Below are 26,354 nucleotides of genomic sequence, written 5' to 3'. Positions count from 1 at the left end.
CAGTTACTTCAATGAGTAAGATTGAATTACGTCCTGACTTTGCTGTTGACCAAAGTAACGTTGGAACAGTTCAGAGAACTCGTTAGTTTGGTATGCGGCACTTAATGCCTTATCCACGCTTAGTCTAAAATCATCGTTGTTACGTGGAACCGCTAGTGATTGAAGTGCTGTCTCATAGACACGGCCTGAAAGTTCTAGGTTGCCAAAACCGCCTTTCGCCATTTCACTGCTTAAAGAGTCTACTTCAGCGAAGTAAGCGTCTGCTTTACCAGAGTTAACCATGTCGAGTCCTTGCTCGTGAGTATCAACACTGACAACCTTAGCAATAACACCAAGGCGTTTAACTTGCTCTTTAACCCAGGCTTCTGTCACCGTTTGCTTGTGGACGACGTAAGTGTGATTCGCAAGGCCACGGTTGACAGTGGCACGCCATTTAGGACCTTCGTGTGCAGGTTTACCTTCGAGTACACGTTTTAAGTCTTGCTGTGCATCTTGATTCAACACTGCGCTAACGCCACCTTGGAAGATGGGAAGCGAGAAGCTCGCCAGCTGACGACGCTCTACCGTTGGTGTGATCGCGCTACATAAGATGTCGATTTCGCTGTTAGAAAGCTTTTGTAGTCCAGAGTCTAGAGTAACAGGGACAAACTGAATACTATTGCTCTCTACGTCCATCGAATTGGCAACCGCTTTACAAAGATCAATCGCGTAGCCCTCTGGTTGGCCGGTTACCTGGCTTAAAGATGAGAACGGTGCTTCATCAGCAAGGTAGCCAAACGTTAGGCTGTTTTCGTTGGCAAAGGCAACGTTCATTGTCACAGGAAGTAGTACGGATAGTGCTAATGCACTCTGTACCAATGATTTTTTATTTAACATATCTATGTTCCTAATTCTTTAATCAATATGAGTGGTGTGTTGCCACTGATTAGTTATTTGATTCGGCTGATGCTTGAGTTGTGTCTTTTTTATCAAAACGGTAAGCAATGAAGCCGTAAAGAAGATAAGAAAGCATCATCACGACCATGCCGCCAAATACCGCTTCCATTCCTGAAGCGTAAAGTGCGTAAGCGCTGTAAAGAATCGCAACCAGCATGCAAATGATGTTCAGCGTAAATGCTTTACCCGTTACGTTTGCTTTCTTCATGACAATAACCAGTGCAGAGATTGCGGTGATGTAAGGAACAATGTTTGTTACGGCTGCAAGGTCAACCAATTTACCAAACTGCGCCGCTGCGTCAGGAGACATAGTGGTTACCGCGAACAGTGTTTGAATAACACCAGCAATCACCATACCAATTACAGGCGCGCCAGCTTTGTTTAGTTTTGCAAACACTTTAGGGAACATACGGAAATCAGCCGTAAATTTCGCTGTTTCTGCCAGCGTGAACTGCCAGCCAAGCAGAGAGCCTACACACGCAATTACCGCTAGAGCCATGATGATATTACCCACGAATGGGTTAAACATTTGAGCGTAAACGTAAGCAAAAGGCGCACTAGAGTTAGCTAACTCAGCATTAGGAACAATACCTTGAATGACGGCAGTAGATAGAACATAGATAACTGCAGCGCCCAGCGTACCTAACAGACACGCAAGTGGTACATTTTTCTTAGGGTTTTCGACTGCGTCGGAGTTTTGCGCAGCAGACTCCATACCGAGGAATGCCCATAGTGTTAGTGGAATACTTTGCGCGATTGCATCTGACATTTTCAGGTTTTGTGGGTTCCACGCTTGAGCAAAAGTATCTGCCGAGAACCAGAACCAACCGATAATACCCAAACCAGCAACAGGGATGATGACGCCCCAAACTGTAATTGCACCAATTTTACCGGTTAAACGTGCCCCGCCAAAGTTAGCAACAATGGTCAGCCAAATTAAACCTACTACGCCGACAAACAGTGGCGTTGCTCCGGTACCCAGCCAGGGGAAAAATGGTGTCAAGTATCCCACCGCTGAAATAGCAATAGCAACGTTACCAATTGCTAGAGAAAGGTAATAAAGAAATGACGCCATGAAAAAGCTGGATTTCCCATGCGCTTCCTCAGAGTAGGCAGACATGCCACCTGAGCGGTTACAAAACACACCAAGTTGCGCAAATGAGTAAGCGATTGCCATGGAGCCAATTGCGGTAACAATCCACGAAAGGAGTGAAATTGCTCCTATTTGTGCCATAGATGATGGAAGCATGATAATGCCAGAGCCCATCATATTTACCGCAACTAACGTCGTTAGCCCGGTAAGCGTCATCTTTTTGTTATTAGAATCGGCCATTTTAAACTCCTAGAGTTAAGTTTTAATTTTGAAAGATTTATTTTCTGTGTGTAAATAGAAATTTACGTGTTTTTATTTACACGTATTTCTATTTTTAACTCACAAAAAATTGAAAATGGTTATAGATTAAAAATGATTAAATCAATACAAATTAAAATTTCGACTAGTTTTATTGATTACTGATATTAAAAATTAAACAGTATGAAAACTACGACGTTGATTTAAATCGAGTGGGGATATTAGTAGTAATTAGACGGCTATCATAATCGCATTTGGATGATTGCGTCCGTCAAAACCTGAAGCTTAGTCGGTTTTGGAAGGGGGGGTGGACACAGGTTGAGTTTTTATTATTTTAATATCAATGATTTAATTTTGTTTGGAGTGAGGGGTACTAAATTGGATGCTTAGGAATTAATGAGAGGATAAACAAAAGTTCAATTATCTAATGAGTGTTTTTATTTATTGATTATTTGAATGATCTGATCCGTCATAAGCGATTTAAATATCCTTGCGTTAGAGAACATAATGGCGTCCTGATGTGAAACAACAATCTTAAATTAATCCTTATTAAGGAGGAACTGTGAATAAGAATTCCCACAACCTACCAGAGCGTTTGGCAAATCAGTTTCCTGTATTGTTAGTCGCTGATTTAAGTGACAACAATGCAAATGCAAAAAGTGTCGAATCAATTACTAATTATCTAAAACAAGATAATATTAATATAGAGGTGTGCAAAACATTAGATGATTTTGCAACTTATGCTTCTTCAAATCCTGCATACAGCGCGGTGATTATTAGTTGGCACCTATGTCAGTCAAATCAAGAGATAGCATTACAAGTCATTGAAAATATCCGTTTGCGTTGCTCGGGGATTCCCATTTTGCTTGGAATGTCTAAACACCATTCATCTTCGATCCCACTTAGATTTGTTGAAGCTATGGATGGTGTTATCTACGTCCCTGAAGATAGCCCTAAGTTTATAGCAGGACGAATTAAGGCGGCCGCTAAGCGTTATCTCGACACTATCCTACCGCCTTTTTTTGGTGCCATGGTGAATTTTGACGATTCGCATGAATACTCTTGGCATACCCCTGGCCACACAGGTGGCACGGCTTTCATGAAAACGCCTGTCGGTAAAGCCTTTGTTGATTTCTATGGTGAGCAAATGCTGCGTTCAGACCTCTCTATATCGGTCGGCGAGCTTGGTTCCCTTAATGATCATAACGGTCCTGTTGGAGAAGCGGAGAAAAATGCGGCTCGAGTATTTGGCGCAGACCATACATACTTTTCTGTGGGTGGGAGTTCATCAAGTAATGAAATTATCCTACATTCCGCTGTCACAGATGGCGATACGGTTTTGGTTGACCGAAACTGCCATAAGTCATTGAACTATGCATTAAATATGTCCGGGGCAATGCCAATTTATATGGTGCCTAAGCGTAATGCTCGTGGTGTGATTGGCCCGGTACCTTCCAATCAAATGACACAAGATGCTATCAAACAGAAAATGGATGAAAGCCCAATTGTCACAGACAAAGAGACACTGCCAGTACTTGCTGCATTAACCAACTCGACCTATGACGGTTTGTGCTACAACGTTGAAACCACAACGCGCCTATTAAGCGAGTCAGTACCTCGTATCCACTACGATGAGGCATGGTATGCGTATGCTCGCTTTAATGAGCTTTATGAAGGCCGTTATGGTATGCACCGCGGCGAACGTCATCCAGATGACGCTACGATCTCCGTGACGCATTCAACACACAAGTTGCTCGCGGCTCTCTCACAGGCTTCAATGATCCACTTACGTTCAGGCAAGGTTCCTGTAGATCCTGCGCTGTTTAATGAAGCGTTTATGATGCACACGTCGACCTCGCCACAATACAGCATTATCGCGTCGACCGATGTGTCGGCCAAAATGATGGACGATTCCGGTGAATATCTTACAGATGAGTGCATCAGCGAAGCCATCGCGTTTCGTAAAGCCATCGTCAGTATCAAAGATCAAATCCTTGAGCGTGATGAGAGCGACTGGTGGTTTGACATGTGGCAACCCGATGCGGTTGAAGGTGTCCCGTTCGTTCAAGTGGATGATAAGAAGTTAAAAACAGATGCAAGCTGTTGGTATCTAAAGCCGAACGAACAATGGCATGGCTTTGACGACCTAGGCGATGATTACTGCATGCTTGATCCGATTAAAGCCACCGTACTGACTCCTGGCATGAATATTGGCGGTGAACTAGAGGAGACCGGTATCCCGGCGACGTTAGTGTCATCGTTCCTGTCTAGCAGAGGTATTGTGGTTGAGAAAACCGAGCCTTATTCATTCTTAGTTTTATTTTCTATTGGTGCAACCAAAGGAAAGTGGGGCTCGTTGATCTCTGGTTTAGTGGAGTTCAAGCGTCACTACGATGCCAACACACCACTCAGTATCGTATTGCCAAACTTGGTAGAAGAACATCCACAGCGCTATGCGGATATGGGGATTAAAGACCTTGCTCAGCAAATGCATAACGCTATATCGGGCACAGGTATGTTAACGCATATGGACAGTGCATTTACGCAACTTCCAGATGTCGTTAAAAGCCCTCGTGAAACTTACGGACAGTTGGTTAAAGGGAATGTAGAGCGCGTGCCTGTAGAAGAAATGGTTGGTCGTGTCGTGGCCGTGCAGGTTGTTCCTTACCCGCCAGGTATACCGTTGATGATGCCTGGTGAAAAAGTTGAAGCGGGTAATACCGCAGTCATCGATTATTTGCTCGCTCTGCAAGACTTCGACGCTTTATTCCCGGGTTTTGAGCATGATACTCACGGCGTTGAAATTGAAACTAACGAGAAGGGTGAGGCTTATTACAGCCTGTACTGTTTGAAATAAGAGTTCGATGGTGGGGCTTTTCGGCCTCACCGTACTTAAACGATATAAATTTTTAATTCGCTCCATAATCTAGGAGCGCATAGAGGAAAAAAACATGATTTCTACAGGTTATAAGCCAGTAAAAAGTAAAGTGCTAGTGATTGATGATAGTGCTTTCAACACGAGTATGTTTCGTAACGTTTCTGCACTGATTGAAGAGCTAAACATGCGCGATGTGATCGTTACACATGCCACGTCTTTTGATGATGGTATCGCTACGGCTTCTTCAGATGCTTCTATCCACGGTGTCTTTTTGAACTGGGAACTGCTAAATGGCGCTGATGACCACGCTGCGGCGAAGCTCATTCTAGATGAACTGTCTAATCGTCATGCCAATATTCCCGTGTTCCTAATGGCAACACACAGCGATAAAGTGAAAACGATCAACGAAGATGTGATGAAGAAAACCACAGAGTTCGTTTGGATGTTACAAGACACTGCTGATTTCATCGCTGGCCGTATGATTGCAGCGGTAACACGTTACCGTGATCAGCTACTTCCTCCATTTGCGGCTGCATTGGCGAAGTACTCACAGCGTAAAGAGCACTCTTGGTCTGCACCCGGTCACCAAGGTGGTATCGCCTTCACTAAGCTACCGGTAGGTCGTGCGTTCTTTGATTTTTATGGTGAAAACCTGTTCCGTACCGATATGGGGATCGAGCGTGGTGAGTTGGGTTCACTGCTGGATCACTCTGGTCCTATCGCGGAGAGCGAAAAATACGCAGCGAAAGTCTTTGGCGCTGATCGGTCTTACAACGTGGTAGGTGGTACATCTGAATCAAACCGTACCATTATGCAAGCGTGTATGGTTGAAGATGAAGTTGCGATCTGTGACCGAAACTGTCATAAATCGGTTGAACAAGGACTTATGCTAACAGGTGCTCGCCCAGTATACCTAGTCCCGACCCGTAACCAGTACGGCATTATCGGCCCAGTACCGGCGAGCGATATGTCGGCAGAAAGTATTCAACATAAGGTCAATACAAGCGCATTAACCAAAGACTTAGATAACAAAGACGCGGTTTATTCTGTATTAACGAGCTGTACTTACGACGGCCTGTGCTATAACGCAGAAAAAGCAGAGCACCTACTTGGTCAAAGCTCGCCACGTGTACACATGGATGAGGCATGGTACGGCTATGCGCGTTTCAACCCGATTTACGATAAGCACTTTGCGATGCGTGACGATGCAAAAAGTGATGAAAATGCGCCAACCGTATTTGCGACCCACTCAACGCACAAGTTGTTAGCGGCACTATCGCAAGCATCATACATCCACATGCGTGAAGGTCGTGATTCTATCCCACACGATCGTTTCAACCAGTCATACATGATGCATGCGACGACGTCTCCGCTTTACTCGATTGTTGCGTCAAATGACATTGCCTCAGCAATGATGGACGGCAATGGTGGTAAGTTACTGACCAATGAAGCGATTGAAGAAGCGATTGGTTTCCGTCAAGCGATTGGTCGTGTGCATAAGAAGCATGTTGCTGAAGGCGACTGGTTCTTTAAACCATGGAACGCCGAGGTAGTGACTGATCCTGCGACCGGTGAAACCTTCAACTTTGAAGAAGCACCGCTCAAACTCTTGTCAACAGAGCAGGGTTGCTGGCGTTTAAACCCTGAAGACAAGTGGCACGGCTTTACAGAGTTAGAAGATAACTGGGTGATGCTTGATCCGGTTAAAGTGAGCCTACTGACTCCAGGGATGGATCAAGATGGAAACTTGCAAGAGTCAGGGGTTCCTGCGGAACTGTTTACTGCTTATGCAGGTCAGTTTGGCATTGTTCCAACACGTACCACAGACTTCCAGGTGATGTTCCTGTTCAGTATTGGTGTCACGCGTGGTAAATGGGCGACATTGGTGAACACTATGCTGGATTTCAAACGCATGTACGATGAGAACACGCCGTTAGAGCAAGCCATTCCAAAATTGGTGAAAGCAAACCCAGAGCGATACGCAGGTCTCGGCTTGAAAGACTTGGGTGACCAAATGTTTGATTTTATCAAGAATGAAGATCCAGGTACTTCACTAAACCGTGCGTACTCATCACTCCCTGAGCCAGTATTCACGCCTCGCGAGACGTTCCAGCGTCTTGTAAAAGATGAGGTAGAACTCGTGCCAGCGGATCAACTACATGGCCGTATTGCTGCGAATGCGGTAATGCCATACCCACCGGGCATTCCAATGATGATGTCAGGTGAGAAGTTTGATGTACAAAACAGCCCTCAGGTTGACTACCTAGTTAAACTGGGCGAGTGGGACAGTCGATTCCCTGGCTTTGAGCATGAAGTAGAAGGGGCTGAAATAGAAAATGGCACATACTGTGTGCTGTGTTTGAAATAGCCCGTTAGAGTCCTTTACAACGCCCCAATCGCTGAAAGCCGGCTTTTGGGGCGTTTTTCTCTCATTTTTAGTTGGTTATAACACTTAGCTCAATTAGGACATGAACTAACGTAAGTTGCCCAAATTCGAACACGTTCTTTAAAGAGAGTTTGATCCTACATATGCGATTAACAGTTACTCTGAAATTAAAATTAATATAGGCCTAACTAGATTTACGTAGGTCAAAAAGTAATTATGAGCGGTATTATTTCAATTCAAAGTCATGTTGTTTATGGGCATGCAGGTAACAGTTCTGCTGTATTTCCAATCCAACGTATGGGGTTAGAGGTATGGCCCATTAATACAGTACAATTTTCTAATCACACTCAATACGAACAGGGATGGACTGGACAAAAGTTAAGCTCAGATGATATTCGCACGCTTATTAAAGGTATAGATAACATTGGAAAGTTAGAAGAGTGTAATGCGGTTCTTTCTGGTTATCAAAGCAGTGCTAATCAGTGCAAAGCCGTCGTGGATGCAGTGACGTTGATCAAAGAGCGTAACCACAATGCTATTTATGTTTGTGACCCTGTCATGGGGGACCCTGATAAAGGCTGTATTGTTGAAGCTGGTGTTCAAGAGGAAATCATCCGCTCTTTGGTACCTGTCGCTGATGTGATTGTTCCAAACCAGTACGAACTCACAGCGATAACCGGCGTGGAAATAAATACACTGTATGATGCGGTGACCGCATGCAAAAAAGCGTTGGAAATGGGGCCAAAAGCCGTCTTAGTTAAGCACCTTCATACACCGGCCTCTGATGAATTCCAAATGATACTTGCGACACCGAAGGCTTGTTATTTAACGCAAAGGCCGAATATCGAGTTCACGAAGCAACCTGTCGGAGTTGGAGATCTTATCTCAGCCGTTTTCACCGCGTGCTTGATGAAAGGAATGTCCCCAGTAGCCGCATTTCAACATACAAACAACGCAGTTTATGGTGTCTTAGAGGTCACTAAAGATTGCGACACATGGGAACTTCAGACAATCAGTGCTCAATACGAGTTTGTTGAGCCAACGCATGAGTTTAACGTGATCAAAATCGCTTAACATTTTTATACCTAAATATATTTGATAGTAGAGTACTTCCATATATTTAGGTTATGAGCAACACTTTCATCTTTTGCACTAATAAATAAAACTCTTAAATTTTTAATTAAATTTTGAGTTAAGTTTTTGATATGTAGTGCTTTGAGAGTTTTATATAGAAATGGACATCTTATAGTTAAGATAGTATCTGATATGTAATGCTATTTCTCGAGCAACCATTATATTGGTAGTTCGATTAGTTCAGAGAGTTTCGTAGAATAGAAACATCTGTGAGAATATTTATTACTATCGATTTAGTAGTCCCGAAATAAATTTAAGTAGGTAAAGAAATGAATAAGAATTTATTATCACTAGTCTTGTTAACTGCTTCTGCCGGTGTAATGGCGCAAAATGGTGTATCTCTTGACCAACAGAAAATAGATAGTGATATGCGACAACTGCATCATATATATGAAAAAGGTGCAACCTTTATTATGATAGATAAAGATTCAAGGTATGAAATAGTTGAATTTTTTGGGATTTGGGTTGATAGAAACAACTACGTATCACGTAAGGACTCAAAGGTACTGAACTTAGAAGTGGTAAATAAACAATTCGTTTATTCGCATACTGGAGATACTCTTGACTCATTAGAAGAGGGGATTCTCGAACACTTAGATGTGACGTTGCCTAACTACTTTAGTGTTGACGTTTATAGAAATTATCACGGTAACTCAGGTCAATTTAACTATTTAGCGAGAGTTATAGAATATAAGTAATACATAGGGTGGTGTTGACTCAATTGATGGAAGCTCCTAATAGCCCTTACTCTGCTACTTTGAGAGCAGAGTATAGGCTAAAGCAGATGAGTGCATCAGAAGTAAAAATCACCAACTGGAATGCACATAATCAAAAGCTCAAAAATAGCGGTTCGCCGACGTATTCCTTCCTTTCATACCTAGTAATGCTCTGACATTAATATCCGCGGTAACTTCACACTCTCTAAATATAGAACGATTGCGTAACTGGCTCCTTTCGCTGAACTTCGTGCGTATCTAGACTATCAAGCGTATAAATTCTTTCCTTACCATTAACGTTACACAGTCCGAGAATCTCATCACAGAAAACTCTACGGGCAATTTTAGCCCTTATTTCATTGTTATGTCGCGAGGGAGTTAGGGAATTGATCCTTATGGCTATGTGTATACTAGAATTACAGTGCCATTTTTGTCACTTCTGCAAGGCTATGCAAATACTAAAATGGTTATAGTGAGATCTTAATTTATTATAATCATAGTCAGCAAAGAATAGGTATTGGTGTCGCTTTAACCGATATGCCTTGAAAGGCGAGATTTATTAAATACAACGATAGAATGTGGGATTTATATCTATTTTATAAACACCTTATTATAAAAACCTTTTGTGCTAGGCAAGCTGCTCACTTAAGGTTTATAGCAGGCAATAAAAAAGCCACCTAAATGGTGGCTTAATATCAGTAATTCAGTAAATTAAAAATGGTAATCAACTGTTAGGAATACTTGTTGAGAGTTATCCACTTTTGTATTTTTTTCGTCGTAGTCTTGCTCTAGGTAGCGATAAGTTAAATCTGTTGACCAGTTTTCATTGATTTTATAGGTAGCACCTACTTGTCCACCATAAACAAAATCTGTTGAGCTATGGTCGTTAATATCGTTCTTCGCTACGCCGGCTGACGCACCCACAAAAACACTGATGTCTTTGTATACTGGAACCATGTAGTCATAAGAAGCTAGAAAAGAGTGCTGTTCAGATTTATCCATGTAGCCATAAGTCCCCATTACACGATGATGGTCATTGATGATTGCACCACCACGAAGTTGAGTCGTTACGTCTTCACCATTTTGGTCATGAGATAGGTGATCATTTTGGTAACCTACGCCCACACCTGCGAACCAGTCGGTGTCAGCGGCGAATACAGGTGATGCGGCCATTGTTGCAAGAATGATAGCTGAAGCTGCTGCGAATTTTTTCATATTATGTCTCCAAAAAGAAATACTATTCCCCGTTAATGGGAGAGTGTTTTTGTTGTCTGAAGGCATAATATTTAAATATGGGACTAACGAACAATCGCATATGTATGATCAAATCCTCACCAAGGGTGTAATGGAGAGTTAGATAATGATTTTAAGTATAGGTTTAATTACTTAAGTGATTGATTAAAAGATATTTTCATGTAAATGGCGTTTGATATGCTTAGTCATTTAACTTCTACTAAGGTGATGAAAATCATTTAGTTTGAAGACATCATTAAGTTAGACCAGTGTAATTTTTAATATCACTCAATAGAAATTTTTTGAATCAACAGAGAACCTAACACGGGCAAGGTAGTGTATAACTCATGTGTTTGATGTTTGATGTTTGATGTTTAAGCATATAGGTTAACGCGTTGAAATTTAATTAAAAGTAGGGTTTTATGTGAGCCTTTGGTCTTTATTCAGGCTCGCAATTTGATGAGTCACTTATACTGATTTTTAATTTTATTCACATAGCGATTTAGTACAGTGAGAATTGACTTCCTAACGTCCATGACCTGTTTAGAGTGAGGGGACCACAACGCAACACCAAACTTGAGTCCTTCTAATATTTGATCTATTTTGAGTTCTTCTATACGGTCGGTAGCATACTCTGATTCAGAAAGAATTTTAGGTAGTAGAGCCCAGCCAAGATCTTCGCCAACCAACTTAATGGCGAGTGCTAGTTGGTCTATTTCTTCGTGCTCTGAACTGAATACAATTTTTTCTTTTAAGTTCTCTTCAACAAAAGTCCGTAATATAAACTGACGCTCCCTAGCTAATACTGAATAAGCCTCTTGAGAGCTAACTTTAGATAACCTCCCTCCTTTTTTAACAAAAGGGACAAACTCCACATGTCCTAGGAATGTTGCATCTAAACTATGAATTGCTTGGCTTTCGTGAATATTGACAATACCGAAATGAATGCTTCCACTAACAATACCATCCTTAATTTCATTCTTATTACGAACAATAAAGTTCACTCTCATCAAGGGAAAATCTTGTGCTAGCTCGGCACGGAGATCGGACAACACTTTATGTGGAATAAAACTTGGGTACGCGATAGTGATGTTTTCTAGGCCTCCATACGAAAGGCTAAGTGCTACCTTATCGAGGATCCGAGCTTGCTCAACAGTCTGCTTTGCATAGTGGTATAACAACTGGCCTTCTTCTGTTGGCTTAACAGAGCGTCCAACACGTTCAAAAAGCGTCACCGCTAACTGGTCTTCCAAATTTGTAATTACCTGACCGACCGTTGTTCTGTGCTTATTGAGTTTAACTGCTGCTTTACTGAATGAAAGCTCATTGTAAACAGCAATAAAAGCCAATAATTGTTCTAAGCTAAAGTTCATAAAGATAGACACCAGAGAAATGTGAGATTTTCAAGATACCATGGTGCATGGATATTTCCCAGTCAGAAAGGTTGATATTGAGCAGCCTTGGATATTAATTAATTGAGTACATTCAACAATGACGTGAATCTTTGCCAAAAGTATTATCCATTCTCCAGCGTATAAAGATAAAGTGAAGCCATAGCAAACGTAGGAGTCACTATCACTGCAAGCGAGCCTTTTATTTTGGGCCGACTTGTCCCTATTCGACGAAACATTTTGTAGGAGCGCGTCCTACATAAGCGATTGGTCGAGGGAGCGTTTTTCGATAATGATGACCAAATCCATGCAATTCTTGAAGCGGCGGAAATGAAAATCAAAGAGGGTTTTCAGCCAGAGTGCACCAATCTATTTGGCTTTGGTCACGATAAATAAGTAGGTGGTCCATAGGGTGCAAAACATGCGGCAGATTTAATTGAGGCACGCTACGACAAAATAGTGTTTGCAATTGATGAGTCGGCCCCAATTGTGCCGGGCATCTTCCCGTATTCTCTTCCGGTAAACCATATCAGGTTTCTGAAGGGAGTGAACTATACACGCTTGTTTGGGGGAGTGGTGATGTCAAAGTGGATAAAGTTGATACAGAGCAACAGATGATGATTTATCCACATTAATTAACAAATTAGCCTCATATTCACGCTTGAAAACTTTAAATTTTGACTAAGCTTAATCGAGGTGACTATGGGGATACTGTCATTAAAAGGTTCTGAATCTTTGAGTATGTAAGATTTTATTTGGTGGCGAGTGGAAGTCTATGGATCAAAGCAATTTGGAAATTGAGTTAGCTGAAAGCATTACTTCTGCAATTGTTGGTGACTTGTGGGATAAAGTGAACAATATATTGGAAACTTACCCAGATTCTCCCATTGTGGTGAATGCAAGCAACTTAACCTTTATAGATATATCGGGCGTCGCGTTTTTATCAGATTTACAAACCCGATTTAGAACTCCTGGTGCTGAAATTACAATCATTGATCTTAAGCCCAGTTTGGCCGAACTTATACCGCCAGCACCAGTAGAAACCGCGCCTAATAATATGGGCAGAGAAATCAGCTTTTTCGAGCGTGTGGGACATACAACAAAGGAAATGCTTGTTTATGTTGGTTCTGTGGCTCGGTTTATCAAAGAGTGTGTCCTAGTTTTTAAATTAGGAATCAGCCGAAGGAAAAATATTAACTGGGCGACGGTCACGAATATAGCGGCAAGGGCAGGGGCGGATGCAGTCCCAATCATTTTGTTAATTGGTTTCCTAATGGGCGTCATTATCGCCTTTGAAATTGGCTTAGTTGCTCAACAATTTGGAGCCGTTCTGTTTGTGGCTGATGGGATAGGTATCTCTATGTTTAGGGAACTCGGCCCACTTATGACAGCTATCGTCTTTGCAGGTCGAACTGGCGCTGCGTTTGCCGCTGAAATAGGCACTCAAAAAGTGAATGAAGAGATAAACGCGTTGCGTACCTTCGGGATCAGTCCCGTCGAGTTTCTGGTTATACCCCGGATTTATGCTTCTGTTCTTGTCCTGCCACTATTGACGGTACTTGCCAATATTATCGGTGTTCTGGGAGGCGCTCTTGTCTTGCTGAAGTTCGATATCAGTTTTGTTCAGTATTATCACCAACTATTAAACTCACTTTCTGTTTGGGATTTGGCTTTCGGTTTGATCAAGGCCACCACTTTTGGGTTCATTATCGCCGTTATAGGCTGTGAAAGAGGGCTGGCCACTGGACAAGGCTCTACTTCAGTAGGCTTAGCGGCAACAAGCGCAGTAGTGAGTAGCATCATTTGGATAGTGGTTATTGATGGTTTTTTTACCGTGTTGCTAACTTAAGGAAGCTTGATGAACTCGAAATTAAATAACCAACAAAAAGGTGATGCGGTAGTAGTGGCGGACATAAAAATGGGATATGGCGAAAATATCCTGTTAGAGAACGCATCCTTTAGAGTCAACAGAGGTGAAATCCTCGTTATCTTAGGTGGCTCAGGTTGCGGTAAGTCCAGCTTGATGAAACACATTATCGGTCTCTATGAGCCCATTTCCGGGGATATCTCAATTAACGGTAGGAGCATTGTTCATGCAGGAGAATCCGAGAAGGCATCAATACAACGCGAGCTAGGGGTCATGTATCAAAGTGGCGCTTTGTTTGGATCGTTAAACATACTGGAAAATGTTCGTTTCCCATTGGATGAGTTTACGAATCTCGGCCTTGAAGAAAAAAATAAAATTTCCCGAACATTATTGGAACTTCTGGAGATGGGGCATTCAGTTGAACTTATGCCGAGTCAGTTATCTGGAGGCATGTTAAAGCGAGCAGGCATTGCCAGAGCCATGGCCATAGGCGCGAATATTTTGATTTTGGATGAACCTTCTGCCGGGTTGGATCCGATCACGGCCGCCAACTTGGACCAAACCATATTAAATTTAAGAGAGAGTCTGGGATACACATTCATCATAGTGACGCATGAGTTACAAAGCATTTTCTCCATAGCCGATAGGGCAATCATGCTAGATCCGGTATCTAAAAGCATTATTGCAGAGGGACGCCCTAAAGATTTACGCGATGAAAGTAGAGACATGAGAGTTCGCCAGTTTTTCAACCGGCAGCCAGATGCACTAAAAGAAGAGAGTGAGCTAAGTAATGGATGATTCAAAAAGCAGTTATAAATTGGGGCTGTTTGTAGTCTCAGCGTTGGTCTCATTATTTGTCGTTCTGTTCATTTTGGGAGGGCGATCGTTGTTTGAACCCAAGATGTTCGTTGAGACCTATTTTGATGCGTCAGTGTCCGGTCTAGAGGTTGGCGCTCCTGTTCGCTATCGCGGAATCACTGCAGGTGAAGTGGTTTCAATAGAATTGTCAGATGTCTTTTACGAATCCTCTGTACCAAGAGAAAACAGGAAGTCCTATGTTGTCGTTCGTAGTGAGATTACAGGGTCAAAGAGGACGCTCGAAGAGTGGAACAAAAGTATTGAAATCTCGGTTGACCGAGGACTTAGAGCGACAACACAGTTAGCCGGTATTACAGGGCAACAGTACTTATCCTTTGACTACACAACCGCAGATGAAGGACTTAGCTTCGACTGGGTCCCTGAATACCCATATGTGCCATCAACAAAAAGCTCTACAGGAAAAATCGTTTCAGGGATACAGGACTTAATTGACCGTCTGGATGAGGCTGATATCAATACACTCGTAAGTAACATCAATACACTGATTGGCACTCTTAACAGCAAGATAGAGCAGGTTGACGCTGAAAGTCTAAATATGCAATTGATAGAGCTATTGATTAACGCTAATCAGATGGTTAAGAACGTGAATGGTGTCGTCTCGGATCCTGAAGTGAAAGCGATCATCTCTTCCGTTGCACAAATCACTAAAAACCTGAATACGTCACTCAATGATGAAGGCGATATCAATAGGTTAATAAAAGACTTGGATCGAGCGGCTGTGAGATTAGATGTGATTATGGCGGACAACCAGTCAGATGTTAATTATGTCATTAAAGACTTGAGGGTCACTGTCGAGAACTTAAAAAGCTTTTCAGAGACTCTGAAGAATCAACCATCCAGTATCATATTCAGTTCTGAGCCTGAGAAGTTAAAAATTAATTAAGGCAATGAATATCACTAATCCAACTCAAGTGTGGTCAGATATGAATAAAAATAAATACCTTCTACTGATTTTTAGTCTTCTTGTATTATTTGGCTGTAGCATGAGTCAGCCTGTAGAAGCCCCAAAGAACTACGCCATTGTAGCTGATTTTACAGCTAAGACTTATTCGAAAAAATACGAAACGTTACTCATCGATGCCGTGCGTATTGATAGCCCTTTTAATGATACTCAAATGGTATTCCGGCTGTCTGACGTTAGTTTCGAAAGCGACTATTACAACCGCTACATCACTGAGCCGAGTGCTATCATTGAAAATCAATTACCAACTGTGCTTACTCGCTCTGGCGTGGTTGGGAATACCGTTCCCTACAGCGCGGGAGTCGCAAGCAATTTTGTCCTCAAAACTGTGGTGACCAAATTATTTGGCGACTTCAGAAAAGAGCAAACACCCACAGCCATCATGGAAATACAATTTATTTTAGTGGACAGTTCTAGTGTTCGGCCAAGCATCATCTTTGATAAGAAAATATTAAGCAAAGTTGAGTTATCAGAGAAAACACCTGAAGCGCTGGCTAAGGGATTGGGCGTCGCGCTGACCGAAGTTTTTGAAGAGTTGGCTGAGGAGCTCAGTCAGGGATAAAACAGAGGAATATATATCTATTTGTAATGGATGGAGTCTTCTGAGTCTGCGTACTGGTGAGAGGTGTTTGTGATTAGAAAAAAGGAAATCTACTCGTATATCATTGCATTTATGGTAATGATCACCACGTCGATTACCGTCTATTTACTCACCAGTGAGGATGACACGGCATATTCCAGAGTGTTCAGTAGTAACAACTTTATAGAGAAGGAAATCGTATATAACCAAAAGAACTTTTCAAACACCCATAAACTTGGATTAGAAATTGATAAGGTCAAGCTTGAAATCGGCAAAATGTCAGCTAACTTGGAGAGGGTGAGTCTGGAGTACGGCCAATTAGTAGATGAAATGGAGGTGATAAAAAGTAACCTAGATTGGCTGAGAAAAACGACGGCATTCAGCTCCTATACGAGGAAAACGCTACAAGAGTTGCCTCAGAAAATTAACATTGAAAGTCTTCGAGACTATCGTTCTCAAGTAGACATTCGAATTTACGAAATTACTAAGGCAGAAAGAGCAGAGAGTAAACTCAATCCTGATAATTCGTCCTCAGCAGAAAAAATGGACTTAGAAAAACTTCAGGAGTTGATGTCTTTATACAAGGCGCTCTTAAGTCAGATAGACACGTTAATTTCTGTTGCTGGTGATTATTCTTTTGCGTTGGAGGAAGCCAGAGTTTTTCTCAAAGAACGTCAGGTCTGGACATATAGTAACTCGCCAATTTGGGAAAGCATTTTTAACCTCGACACAAAAAAACTATTTGGTGTGGCATCGCTAACCAGTTCAATTTCTCAAAATATCGAGCTAGCGAAGGTTCGACTTTCATTATTTTATTTTGTTGTGCTCTCACTGATATTGTTCTTTTTAAATTGGTGGTCGAGGTTAAAGCTTAATATTGTCTCACAGCGGCAAGAGAAGGTGTTTGGCCACCCATTAAAAGATAGTTTTTCCAACAGTATCATAGTGCTAACGATTACATTCATTGCGTCTTCATTTCTTCCTGTATTTTTCTTCACTTGTGTTTGGTTTCTCGATTTTAATTGGGTTCGTCATCCTTCAATTTTGTTTGATGAAGCCATGATTGCTAGTTTCGTGCTCTTATGGAGTGTAGGTTTTCTTTATCATTTGAGCCGAAAGAAAGGAATGCTTGAGTTGCATTTCCGATGGTCAAAGGCTATGTGCTACACAATTCATAACCGAATACGAGTGATAATGTTTCCTTTACTCGTGATTCTGGTTTTCTTCCATTTTTGCCGTTTGGTTGCTCAGGAAGGTGATGCCGAAATTCTCCGTATACTTTATCTTACGATGGTCATCTTTCTTTTTATCCTTTACAGGAGTGCGTTAAATATAGAGGAAGTGAATGCTCATCTACCGGCTTACTTTCAATCCGGTATGGGATATCTTGTAATCTATTATTCAGTACTTGGGTCTTTCTTTGTTGTAATAATTTTGGCTATGTTGGGGTTGTATATCGCGTCATGGAAAATACTCGTACTTCAACAGCTGAATATATTCGCCTTAATCGGCATATTCTTGATTTATCAGCTCGGCGAGCGTTGGCTAATACTAGAGCAGCGACAGCTGAGCTATCAGCGCTTTCTAACAAAGCGAGAAGAAAAGATCGCTCGTGAAAGTGAAGGAATATCGGAAGAAGCGTCAGCCTTAGATGTGGAAGACCAGGGGTTAGACAAGGAGGCCATCAGCGATCAGTCAATGACCTTGTTGAAAGGACTTTGCTTGGTCTTGTTAGTGACCACTCTCTCCGCGATATGGTCCAACCAGCTGGAGCTAACTACTTGGATGGATAATGTTGTCTTATGGCAGACAGCATTGTCTGGGAGTAGCGGTGCAGAATTGATTGATATCACATTGAAATCTCTTTTGTATTCACTACTCACCTTAGTCATTGCTTTTGTAAGTATTCGCAATATACCAGGACTTTTAGAGTTGTTGGTTTTACGTAGGATGAACCTATCACCTGGTACGGGATATACAATCATCACCTTACTCCGATACATAATTTTGGTGCTTGGTATTGTTATTGCGTTTACAACGATAGGTATAGAGTGGGACCGTTTACAATGGTTAGTCGCTGCGATTGGTGTTGGTTTGGGTTTTGGTCTGCAGGAGATATTTGCCAACTTTATTTCTGGCTTGATATTGCTCTTTGAGAGGCCAATAAGGATAGGGGACACGGTTACTATTAATGAGCTTTCGGGAACCGTCAGTAAAATTCAAACTCGTTCAACTACTATTATCGACTGGGATAATAAGGAAATTGTCGTCCCGAACAAAGTGTTCATTACAGACAAGCTTATCAACTGGTCGTTAACTGATTCGGTCACTAGGGTGGTGATCCGTGTTGGGGTGGCCTATGGTTCAGATATCGACCTTGTTGAAGACTTACTGTATAGGACAGTAGAAGACACTCCACTTGTCTTAAGTGTTCCATCACCACAAGTCTATTTTCTGACCTTTGGCGACAGCAGTTTGGAGTTTGAACTCAGGCTCCATATCAACTCGATTGATGACCGCTTACCGACTCTTCATTTGGTAAACAAAAAAATCAATCAACTATTCAAAGAGAATAGTGTTGAAATCGCTTATCCCCAAATTGATGTGCATATAAGGGGGGATACGTAACATAGAAAACTTGCGTTTTGCACATAGCTAGAGAGTTTAATGTATCTAAGTGATTTTATTTTCAAACAAAATTATTATCGTTTTAACGCAAGCTGCGATCGTGAGGCTCATTATCGTCAACTTGAGACAGCAGGGTAGTGTGAATTTCTTGTCTTAAACTTGCTTTTGCCCCATTCCGTATATGGAATCCACGTATTTACAAAGTGATTTAGCAATTAAAGTTAAGATGCGGTCGTATATTCGGCTTCTTGTTGAAGGGGCTACCTTCTAGCCTTTGATGTTTTGCGCACCTACTGTCCTCATCGTGCTATCAGCTTTAAAAGCATGAAGGAATGGTCAGGTTTTCAGTAGGTTGGTCTTACCTTTTTATGCTTCATCATTTTGTAAAATCTAAGAATCTATTAGTAATTAATTTGTGAGTAAAACAGGTTTGTATTCAGTCTCATACCGAAGCATTGCCCACGCTGTTCGTACCACCTTGTTAGCTAATGCGATGCAGGCCTTTTTGAAGCCAATACGATCAATGATGCTCCTCAACCAAGCATCCTTCTGGGTCTTTGGTTTTTCGGGTAGTCGCCCAACGTAGGACATTGCACCAAGATAGAGAAGGGAGCGTAGCTCTTTCACGCCCCCGCACTTGTCGATCCCAATCATAAAGACCTTGCCACCTGAACTGTGTTGTTTTGGGGTAAGACCAACAAACGCTGAAGCTTGTCTACCATTCTTGAACTGCTTTCCATCACCAAGAGTTGTGTAGAGCATTGCAGCGGTTGTTTCTCCAACACCTTCAATTTCCATTAATCGTTGGCATGGCTCTATCTGACGCGTTAGAGCATTTTTCTCTTTTTCGAATGCGATGAGTTGTGCTTTCAGTTCTTTATATTGATTCCATAACATTGACAGAACGGAAACGACATTGGCTGGTATTGATGTTTCTCCATCAAGAGCTGTTTGAACCGACGCTTTTAAACCTTTTTCACCTCTTGGGTTAGCAACGCCATAACCTAACATCGTTCCTCGAATATGCTGTCCTAAAGAAACTACACTGCGAGATAAGAAACGGCGACTACTCTCTAAAGAATGCATTGACTGTTGCTCTAATGATTTTGGTCGGCTGTATTTGATACCTATTTGAATTGCTGCGTTAGCAATAGCAAGAGCATCATTGTGATCAGTTTTATGGCCTTCCAAGTACCCTTTCACTTTTTTGGGGTTAATGATGCGAACTTGATGCCCATGTTTTTCAGCAAGTTGCCCCCAGTAATGGCAACCGCAGCAGCCTTCCATTGCAACAATAGAAGGCTTTGCCTTAGCAAGAAACTCTTTCATTTTCTGTCGGCTTAAGGGCTTATTGGAAAGCAATTCACCATGAACACTGATATGACAGGCTTGAAGAACATTTTTGGCTAAGTCGATAGCGATAACATTATTCGTCAACATATTGGAATCCTTGTCTTGGTCTCATTCTCCTAAGTCTAATTGGCAAAAGGAGGGAGTGGATTCCATACATCATATATGGCAACTAGGAAGATATCCTTCTCGATTGCTTTCCAGCGCATAAGAAATACTTAGTAATTCCGTCCTCGGCCACTGTAACAAGCCTATGCCCCTTTCCGTGTTTATGCCGTTTGATTGTCCCTCGTCACCACTACGAAGTGGCGATACTTTTTCTCATGATGGTGACTATTGACTGTATAATGTTGTGCTCAAGCAACCATATAGCAGTAGTTTAAAATGAGAATGTATAAAGCACTTATATTTGCTTTCATCCTTGCTCTCACAGGATGTGCTTCTGGATCTTCAATTCTAGTGGGAGAAGCAAGAGACCCTATTGAACCAGAAACAGTACGCCTCTATGTCGAACCGCCTGAATCATATGAAATAATCGCTTTGGTCAACGCTTCAAGTGATGCAGGCCTAACTAAGCAAGGTTCTATTGACTATGCAATTGAGGAGCTGAAAAAACAGGCAGCAAAACTTGGTGCAAATGGGGTTCTACTGGGAGTGACAGGCAGCAACAATTCAGTGATGCTGGGTGGACAAGGTACAGATTATCAATATCTAATCCCTATATCGGAGCAAACTATTAGTGGTCAAGCAATTTACGTCAAAAAGCAATAAATAAATCCGCTGAATACTTCATAGCCAGCGGATTATACGCTGGCTTAACTTTTTACCTCAAAAGTACTTACACCTTCCATTCTTCTCCTGTTTTTAGTACGTATGGCTTATTCGAGTAAAGTTAGGGTAATTTTTTGTCTGGCTTGAGCAACAACGCTCTCAAAACTAAAAAATCAGGAAATTAATAGATATCTTTTCCAATATATCCTTTGTAGTACCAGCCAGCTTCAAATGTTAGTTTGCACTCTTCATAATTCCAATTAAATGGTATGTAAAAGATCTTACCTGCTTTTCTTTTACTATAGAAATTTCCGAATATAGCGTCACAGTGGACGCAGCCATTAGTATATTGGTAGTTACCTCCAAGATTTTGGCGGCGTTTTACTTGTCCAATGTGGTGCTCAGTCAGAAAATCATCAGGTATGTACTTAGCTATCCACTCCGGTACATTGTCATTTATGAAATTGAAAACCTTGAGATAACGACCACTATTTCCATAGTCAAATTCTAATCGTGTAATAATCCTAGTCGATTTATCGCATTTCCAGCATGGAACTTCGCAATATCCAAGCTGAGCTGATATGGGCTTTCCTAGTTTTGGACTCCACTCTAACCTACCGATAAGCATATTACGTACAAATGACTCTAACTTTTCGTTATATCTAGAAACAACCCACCCATCATCAACTTGGCGAAAGCCAAAATAAGGTAATGACTCGGATTCATGCGAATTGACTGAATTGTATTCTCTTTTACCAAGTCTAAAGAACCACGCACAACGGACACCAGAGCGTTTATATTTTTCTGTACGCCGCATATATTCATCCTGGGTTTGGTGTGACCATTGGATTTCAAAAGCTACTTTTGCATTAAGGTGTTCGCAATAGACATCGGCTATCCATTCTTCGCCATCTGGTGTCATCCCTCTATATTCAGTTATAACTTTCCAACCAGCATCTTTTGCTGCTTTTGCTATTAACGTTTTTAGTTGGAGGTGCTCTTTAGTCTCAGAAACTGCTGCGCAATTTGCCCCACGAGCATGTGTAAAGAACTGAGTTTTGAGCTTACTAGTTTTGGGAATCGCGTTATGGCCGCAACAGGGCAGAGTCAACGTGCAGTTTTTTTTATAACTACCTTTCAATTTAGCCCATTTGTCAGGGCTAAAATCAAAAGCTAGAACATCTTCATTATCCAAAGTAGCTCGAAGTGGCATAGTTAAGCGCCATGTCTAGGTGTGATAGCTCAATTATAACTTCGTCCCTTAACGCTGATAAGGTTCAGATCATTAAACAATTAACGGAGGCTGACTTAGTAAGCTTTTCCTAGCAAGGTTTTGGAATCATCAGAATCATCAGAATCATCAGAATCATCAGAATCATTACCGCCAAGTGCAGCTAGCCTTCGCTTGTAGCGAAAATTTAACTGTTTCAGTCATAAAATAGAACATCCTTGCTCTTTAAGTTAATTTAAGATTTCACAATCTCGTGTGCATACCTAAAGCCTAGAGCCCCCTTACATACTTTATGAACCCCATAGAAAAGAAAGATAAAAATTACGAAAGCCAGAAGTCCAGCCGCAATTTTTCTATCTCTCTTGTCGTCATAATAAGGTTTAAGAGTATTTTCTATATCGTCAAGCTCCGCGACAATTCTCATTTGCTCATCATATTTAACTACCGCATTACCTTTCGACTTGATGAGACAAAAATCATTACCTGCTAACAACTCCAGAGGATGTAGTTCATCCAGAGCATACAAACAATATTTATCCTCTAATATGATTCATTAAAAAAGATGGAGCGTCAGTGACCTGCCCCCGAGAACTAATCCAAAACTTCATTAGTAATGCTTGCTAAATTACCGCTGTTTCGTGCCTTTCTTGTTGTCGCTGCAAACTCAGAAGGAGTTAAGTAACCCAGAGCTGAGTGGGGGCGATTTTCATTGTAATCCATTCGCCAGAGGCTGATTAGGTCACGAGCATGACTCAAATCCCTAAACCAGTGCTCGTTTAAACATTCATCTCTGAACTTACCATTAAAACTTTCAATATAAGCATTTTGTGTCGGTTTTCCTGCTTGGATTAATTTTAAAATCACACCATGCTGATAAGCCCATTGGTCAAGCGCTTTCCCGGTAAATTCTGGGCCTTGATCCGTTCGAATTGCTTCTGGATAACCGCGAAACGCAGCGATAGACTCCAGCGTGATCACAACTTCATCCCCCGAGATCCCCGTAGCAACAGGAATATCTAGGCACTCCTTTGTGTAATCATCCACAATCGTCAGGCATTTAATCCGTCTGCCGTTACTGAGCGCATCCATCACAAAGTCCATAGACCAAGTGTGATTTGGTACTGAAGGAAGCAAGAGAGGCTCTCGCTCAACACACTGTGATTTTCTACGTCTCCGTTTGCTGACCGTTAAGCCTAATTCGCAGTACAAGCGATAAACTCGCTTATGGTTAACATCAAAACCTTCTCGCCTCAGAAGGCGATGGATCCGACGATAACCGAATCGACGTCGTTCCAATGCCAGCTCTTTTATACGAGCCTGAAGCTTATCATCCTCGCGATTAGCTTGAGGTTGATATCGCAGTGACGCGCGTTGAATACCGACGAGCAGACAGGCTCTGCTTTCTGAAAGCTGGGTGCTTTTCTGAATGACTTTAACAGCCTTGCGCTTGTCCTCGACGGTCAGTACTTTTGGCTAAGAGCGATTTTAAGTGCTTCTGCATCCAGCAGTGTCTCAGCCAGCAGCTTTTTGAGCCGAGCGTTCTCGTCTTCCAGTGCCTTAAGGCGACGGGCTTCAGAGACATCCAGTCCTGCGTATTTTTTGCGCCATGTGTAAAACGTTGCATCCGATATCCCATGCTTGCGGCAAAGCTCTCGGGCGGGGATACCTGCTTCCGCTTCCTTTAAAATGGCAATGATTTGTTGTTCATTGAATCGCTTTTTCATGTTCATCATCTCCTTGGTTGGATGAACATTACTAAGTGTAGACTGGACTAGATTAAGGGGAGCAGGTCAGAATGTGATGATTAGCATCATTGAGAGTATGACGACATTAGCTGCCATATCGCCCGCACTAAAACCAACTTCCCTAGTACTGATAATTTATATTTATACACGGTTTAATACTTTGTTCTCACGTTTGATTCAGATACTACAAAGGAAAATCGCGGTTAACCGCTAAAAGAGTCATGAATTCGAAGAGGCAGCAAATTTGTACATGCTTTCAGCCAAAATCTTTATAAAGGAGGCGTGAGTTTGTATGTTTTATAAAAACTGAACATACATAATATCAACAGTCCCGTCACGAAAAGTAAAAAAAATCACAAGGAAACTAAATGTATTTGGTATTGTCGTAATATATTTCTGTCAAGTGAAATATTACTCATAGATATGAATACATATAGATTAAGTAGAAGTTTTTGAAGTGCGTTGAAGTGATTTTTAGCGAAATTATCCATGTTAGGGGAGTGATATTGCTAGCCCCAACTATACGATAATATTTTATGTGGAAAAACTGATGTTCTGTAGACGCCATTTTTTCCGTTATCAGTCTTAATACTCAGAGTAATAGTTCCGCTGCAATTTGGTGTAAACCACCCCAAACTATAGCAAAATGGATAAAACGGTATAAAGTTAAAAAGCTTTAAAATCAAAGCTATGCTTACCATCGTAACGTAATTATTCTGGTTTCAACATACTTTTTATGATCTGAACGGAAGCCACTAAGTCATTTTCGCTAAGAAGCTTTTGTCCATCTTCGAGTCACCTTGATCTGAGCTGACTTTGTGATCACCAAGCGATTCTGTCGTACCTTAATTACCAAGCGACTTTGTCATTACAATAAGTACCGAGTGAATTTGACGGAACTCATTAGCAAAGTTATCGATACAAAGGACTAACGAGCGGTAAATAGAGCTTGAGGTGTTACAACGCTCAAGTGGTGAAATTATGGCGAATGTCAAAGCTATTTCATAGATCTAGGTATGCCCACCGAAGTTAACGGCTAGCCATATATGGCGTTGCTGAACTTCAGAGCGATTTGATCAACAAGGCCGGGAGCCGTTTCCTAAATCCTTCTGCATTTCAATAGTTCGCTGTCGATTAAGGGATGTGCATTGCTGGGTATGCGAAACTTGATATCGCCAAATATTTTGGGGACTTAAGCATGCCGAAAATATCGAATTAATTAATACATATCCCTTTACAACTTATGCGGATCTTAAAGCATGTCTGTTAAGGCGATGCCTATACCGATTCTCTGCTGGCTGTGGTTGTAATCAATTAAACTTTCACCGTAGCCGTTAGAATATTGAATGTAACCTTTCAAGTGCTTTAAGAATGGGAATGTCATGCCAATTTCGGCATAACCATGATGTTCGGAGAAATTGTTTCTACCAATAAATTTAAACTCTAAACTGTTGTATTTGTAAACCATGCCGGCCTCAAAGTGTCCCATGTAGTCAAGCAGGTCTGGATTGTCATCGTCATCTTTGTTTTCAGATAACCTTATCCACGGTTTCAATCTAAATGCTAGATTGCCCTTTTCGGCAATGACGCTGCCGTATACATAGTTCCAGCTTCTCGATAGTTCGCCACTTTGTCCATTAGAGCTGTGCTTTACACCCGCCCCTAAAAAAAGGTGATAGCCGTAAAGATGTGTTTCTATGGGCGTTACATAGAAAACCGTAGGTTGGTAATTGGTTTCTCTGAACGGCCTTGAAATATCGCCAGCGTATAGTTGCCACCAAGACCGCAGTGTAAACCCGAAAAAGAACCTGTCGCCGGGGAGAAAGATGCTAGTTGTGCTGAGTGGTACTTTAAAGCTCAATTGATACTTTGCTTCTGTGTCTTTCAAGTTTCCAAACCAATCCCTTTCTCGATACGCTTCTTGGTTAATGTCGCTTGTATATAGGACTGGTAAAATATAGTTCATCTCGTATGGTGTAATAACAAAGGGGTCGAACATTGTGGATTGCTCTTTGTTATACCTTTCAGTGACGCCGCCCGGGCTATCTGTTGCCTCCGTGTCCGGTATGGTGCTTTCAGTATTTCCTTGGGCTAAGGAAAAACACGCGTAAGTAGAAAGTGCTATTCCTAGAATGGTTCTTTTTGCCATTTATCATTTCCTTTGCGTAACTACAAAAATAACTTCATATAAGTTATAGATTATTTTGCGGTTTTTGCATTGGCCTACAGAGATAGGCCTTTAAGTTAATACACTCCGTGGTATCAGAATTATCTTAAAACCACCATCTCGAATTTTTAATTTGGCTTATACTGAAAT

The 26,354-nt window shown here is 41.6% G+C and carries 19 protein-coding genes and 1 pseudogene; 11 read left to right on the top strand and 9 right to left on the bottom strand.

The features are described from left to right. Positions 1-3: 3 nt before the first annotated feature. Both V1U08_RS04495 and potE read right to left on the bottom strand, forming a co-directional pair. The gene (locus tag V1U08_RS04495; RefSeq protein ID WP_330470034.1) at positions 4-876 is read right to left on the bottom strand and encodes a transporter substrate-binding domain-containing protein; all 873 of its coding nucleotides are present in this window, start codon (positions 874-876) and stop codon (positions 4-6) included. A 49-nt stretch (positions 877-925) separates the two neighbouring features. Beyond that, a complete protein-coding gene (gene potE / locus V1U08_RS04490) occupies positions 926-2,269 on the bottom strand; it encodes a putrescine-ornithine antiporter (RefSeq protein ID WP_014234791.1) in 1,344 nt (447 codons plus the stop codon). A 580-nt stretch (positions 2,270-2,849) separates the two neighbouring features. On the opposite strand from potE, the gene V1U08_RS04485 reads away from it, so the two are divergent. From V1U08_RS04485 to V1U08_RS04470, 4 genes are all read left to right on the top strand, one after another. Beyond that, complete coding sequence (locus V1U08_RS04485) at positions 2,850-5,144, top strand: Orn/Lys/Arg decarboxylase N-terminal domain-containing protein (RefSeq protein WP_330470033.1); 2,295 nt, start codon at positions 2,850-2,852, stop codon at positions 5,142-5,144. Positions 5,145-5,238: 94 nt separating this feature from the next. Then, complete coding sequence (gene adiA / locus V1U08_RS04480; protein WP_330470032.1) at positions 5,239-7,533, top strand: arginine decarboxylase; 2,295 nt, start codon at positions 5,239-5,241, stop codon at positions 7,531-7,533. Between the two features lie 234 nt (positions 7,534-7,767). Further along, on the top strand, positions 7,768-8,625 hold the full coding sequence (gene pdxY, locus V1U08_RS04475; protein ID WP_014234788.1) for a pyridoxal kinase PdxY: 858 nt from the start codon (positions 7,768-7,770) through the stop codon (positions 8,623-8,625). A gap of 329 nt (positions 8,626-8,954) precedes the next feature. After that, a complete protein-coding gene (locus V1U08_RS04470; RefSeq protein WP_330470031.1) occupies positions 8,955-9,383 on the top strand; it encodes a hypothetical protein in 429 nt (142 codons plus the stop codon). A gap of 729 nt (positions 9,384-10,112) precedes the next feature. Here V1U08_RS04470 and V1U08_RS04465 read toward each other — a convergent pair. Beyond that, on the bottom strand, positions 10,113-10,616 hold the full coding sequence (locus V1U08_RS04465; protein WP_014234784.1) for a porin family protein: 504 nt from the start codon (positions 10,614-10,616) through the stop codon (positions 10,113-10,115). A 482-nt stretch (positions 10,617-11,098) separates the two neighbouring features. Further along, entirely contained in the window at positions 11,099-12,007 is a 909-nt protein-coding gene (locus V1U08_RS04460) for a LysR family transcriptional regulator (RefSeq protein WP_014234783.1), read from the bottom strand. A gap of 324 nt (positions 12,008-12,331) precedes the next feature. Here V1U08_RS04460 and V1U08_RS04455 point away from each other — a divergent pair. From V1U08_RS04455 to V1U08_RS04430, 6 genes and pseudogenes are all read left to right on the top strand, one after another. Next, positions 12,332-12,532, top strand: a pseudogene (locus tag V1U08_RS04455) (M20 family peptidase); the annotation flags it as partial. Between the two features lie 268 nt (positions 12,533-12,800). Beyond that, positions 12,801-13,874, top strand: coding sequence for an ABC transporter permease (locus tag V1U08_RS04450; protein WP_330470030.1), 1,074 nt, complete (start codon positions 12,801-12,803; stop codon positions 13,872-13,874). A 9-nt stretch (positions 13,875-13,883) separates the two neighbouring features. Next, a complete protein-coding gene (locus V1U08_RS04445) occupies positions 13,884-14,690 on the top strand; it encodes an ABC transporter ATP-binding protein (RefSeq protein WP_330470029.1) in 807 nt (268 codons plus the stop codon). After that, entirely contained in the window at positions 14,683-15,654 is a 972-nt protein-coding gene (locus V1U08_RS04440) for an MlaD family protein (protein ID WP_330470028.1), read from the top strand. The genes V1U08_RS04445 and V1U08_RS04440 overlap by 8 nt, the downstream gene beginning before the upstream one ends. A 40-nt stretch (positions 15,655-15,694) precedes the next feature. Then, a complete protein-coding gene (locus tag V1U08_RS04435) occupies positions 15,695-16,294 on the top strand; it encodes an ABC-type transport auxiliary lipoprotein family protein (RefSeq protein ID WP_330470027.1) in 600 nt (199 codons plus the stop codon). Positions 16,295-16,363: 69 nt separating this feature from the next. Next, positions 16,364-18,940, top strand: a complete 2,577-nt coding sequence (locus V1U08_RS04430) for a mechanosensitive ion channel domain-containing protein (protein ID WP_330470026.1) — start codon at positions 16,364-16,366, stop codon at positions 18,938-18,940. 408 nt (positions 18,941-19,348) lie between these two features. Here V1U08_RS04430 and V1U08_RS04425 read toward each other — a convergent pair whose 3' ends face one another. Then, the gene (locus V1U08_RS04425) at positions 19,349-20,380 is read right to left on the bottom strand and encodes an IS110 family transposase (RefSeq protein WP_257887991.1); all 1,032 of its coding nucleotides are present in this window, start codon (positions 20,378-20,380) and stop codon (positions 19,349-19,351) included. 294 nt (positions 20,381-20,674) lie between these two features. On the opposite strand from V1U08_RS04425, the gene V1U08_RS04420 reads away from it, so the two are divergent. Further along, on the top strand, positions 20,675-21,061 hold the full coding sequence (locus tag V1U08_RS04420; RefSeq protein WP_330470025.1) for a hypothetical protein: 387 nt from the start codon (positions 20,675-20,677) through the stop codon (positions 21,059-21,061). A gap of 181 nt (positions 21,062-21,242) precedes the next feature. Here V1U08_RS04420 and V1U08_RS04415 read toward each other — a convergent pair whose 3' ends face one another. The 4 genes from V1U08_RS04415 to V1U08_RS04400 all read right to left on the bottom strand — a co-directional run bounded on the left by V1U08_RS04415 (position 21,243) and on the right by V1U08_RS04400 (position 26,186). Continuing rightward, a complete protein-coding gene (locus tag V1U08_RS04415) occupies positions 21,243-22,274 on the bottom strand; it encodes a competence protein CoiA (protein WP_330470024.1) in 1,032 nt (343 codons plus the stop codon). Positions 22,275-22,527: 253 nt separating this feature from the next. Beyond that, positions 22,528-22,818, bottom strand: a complete 291-nt coding sequence (locus V1U08_RS04410) for a hypothetical protein (RefSeq protein ID WP_330470023.1) — start codon at positions 22,816-22,818, stop codon at positions 22,528-22,530. A 65-nt stretch (positions 22,819-22,883) separates the two neighbouring features. Further along, a protein-coding gene (locus V1U08_RS04405; protein WP_330470022.1) for an IS3 family transposase occupies positions 22,884-24,016 on the bottom strand; the annotation gives its coding sequence in 2 pieces (ribosomal slippage) (positions 22,884-23,764 and positions 23,764-24,016; 1,134 coding nt in all). A 1,273-nt stretch (positions 24,017-25,289) separates the two neighbouring features. After that, positions 25,290-26,186 carry a phospholipase A gene (locus V1U08_RS04400; protein ID WP_330470021.1) on the bottom strand — a complete coding sequence of 299 codons (897 nt, stop codon included), beginning with the start codon at positions 26,184-26,186 and terminating at the stop codon, positions 25,290-25,292. Between the last annotated feature and the right edge of the window lie 168 nt (positions 26,187-26,354).

Origin of the sequence: Vibrio sp. YYF0003, from assembly GCF_036350715.1 — a bacterium.
Classification (GTDB): Bacteria; Pseudomonadota; Gammaproteobacteria; order Enterobacterales; family Vibrionaceae; genus Vibrio; species Vibrio natriegens.
Note: the sequence above shows the minus strand (reverse complement) of the source record. Positions and strands in the feature narration are given on the sequence as shown.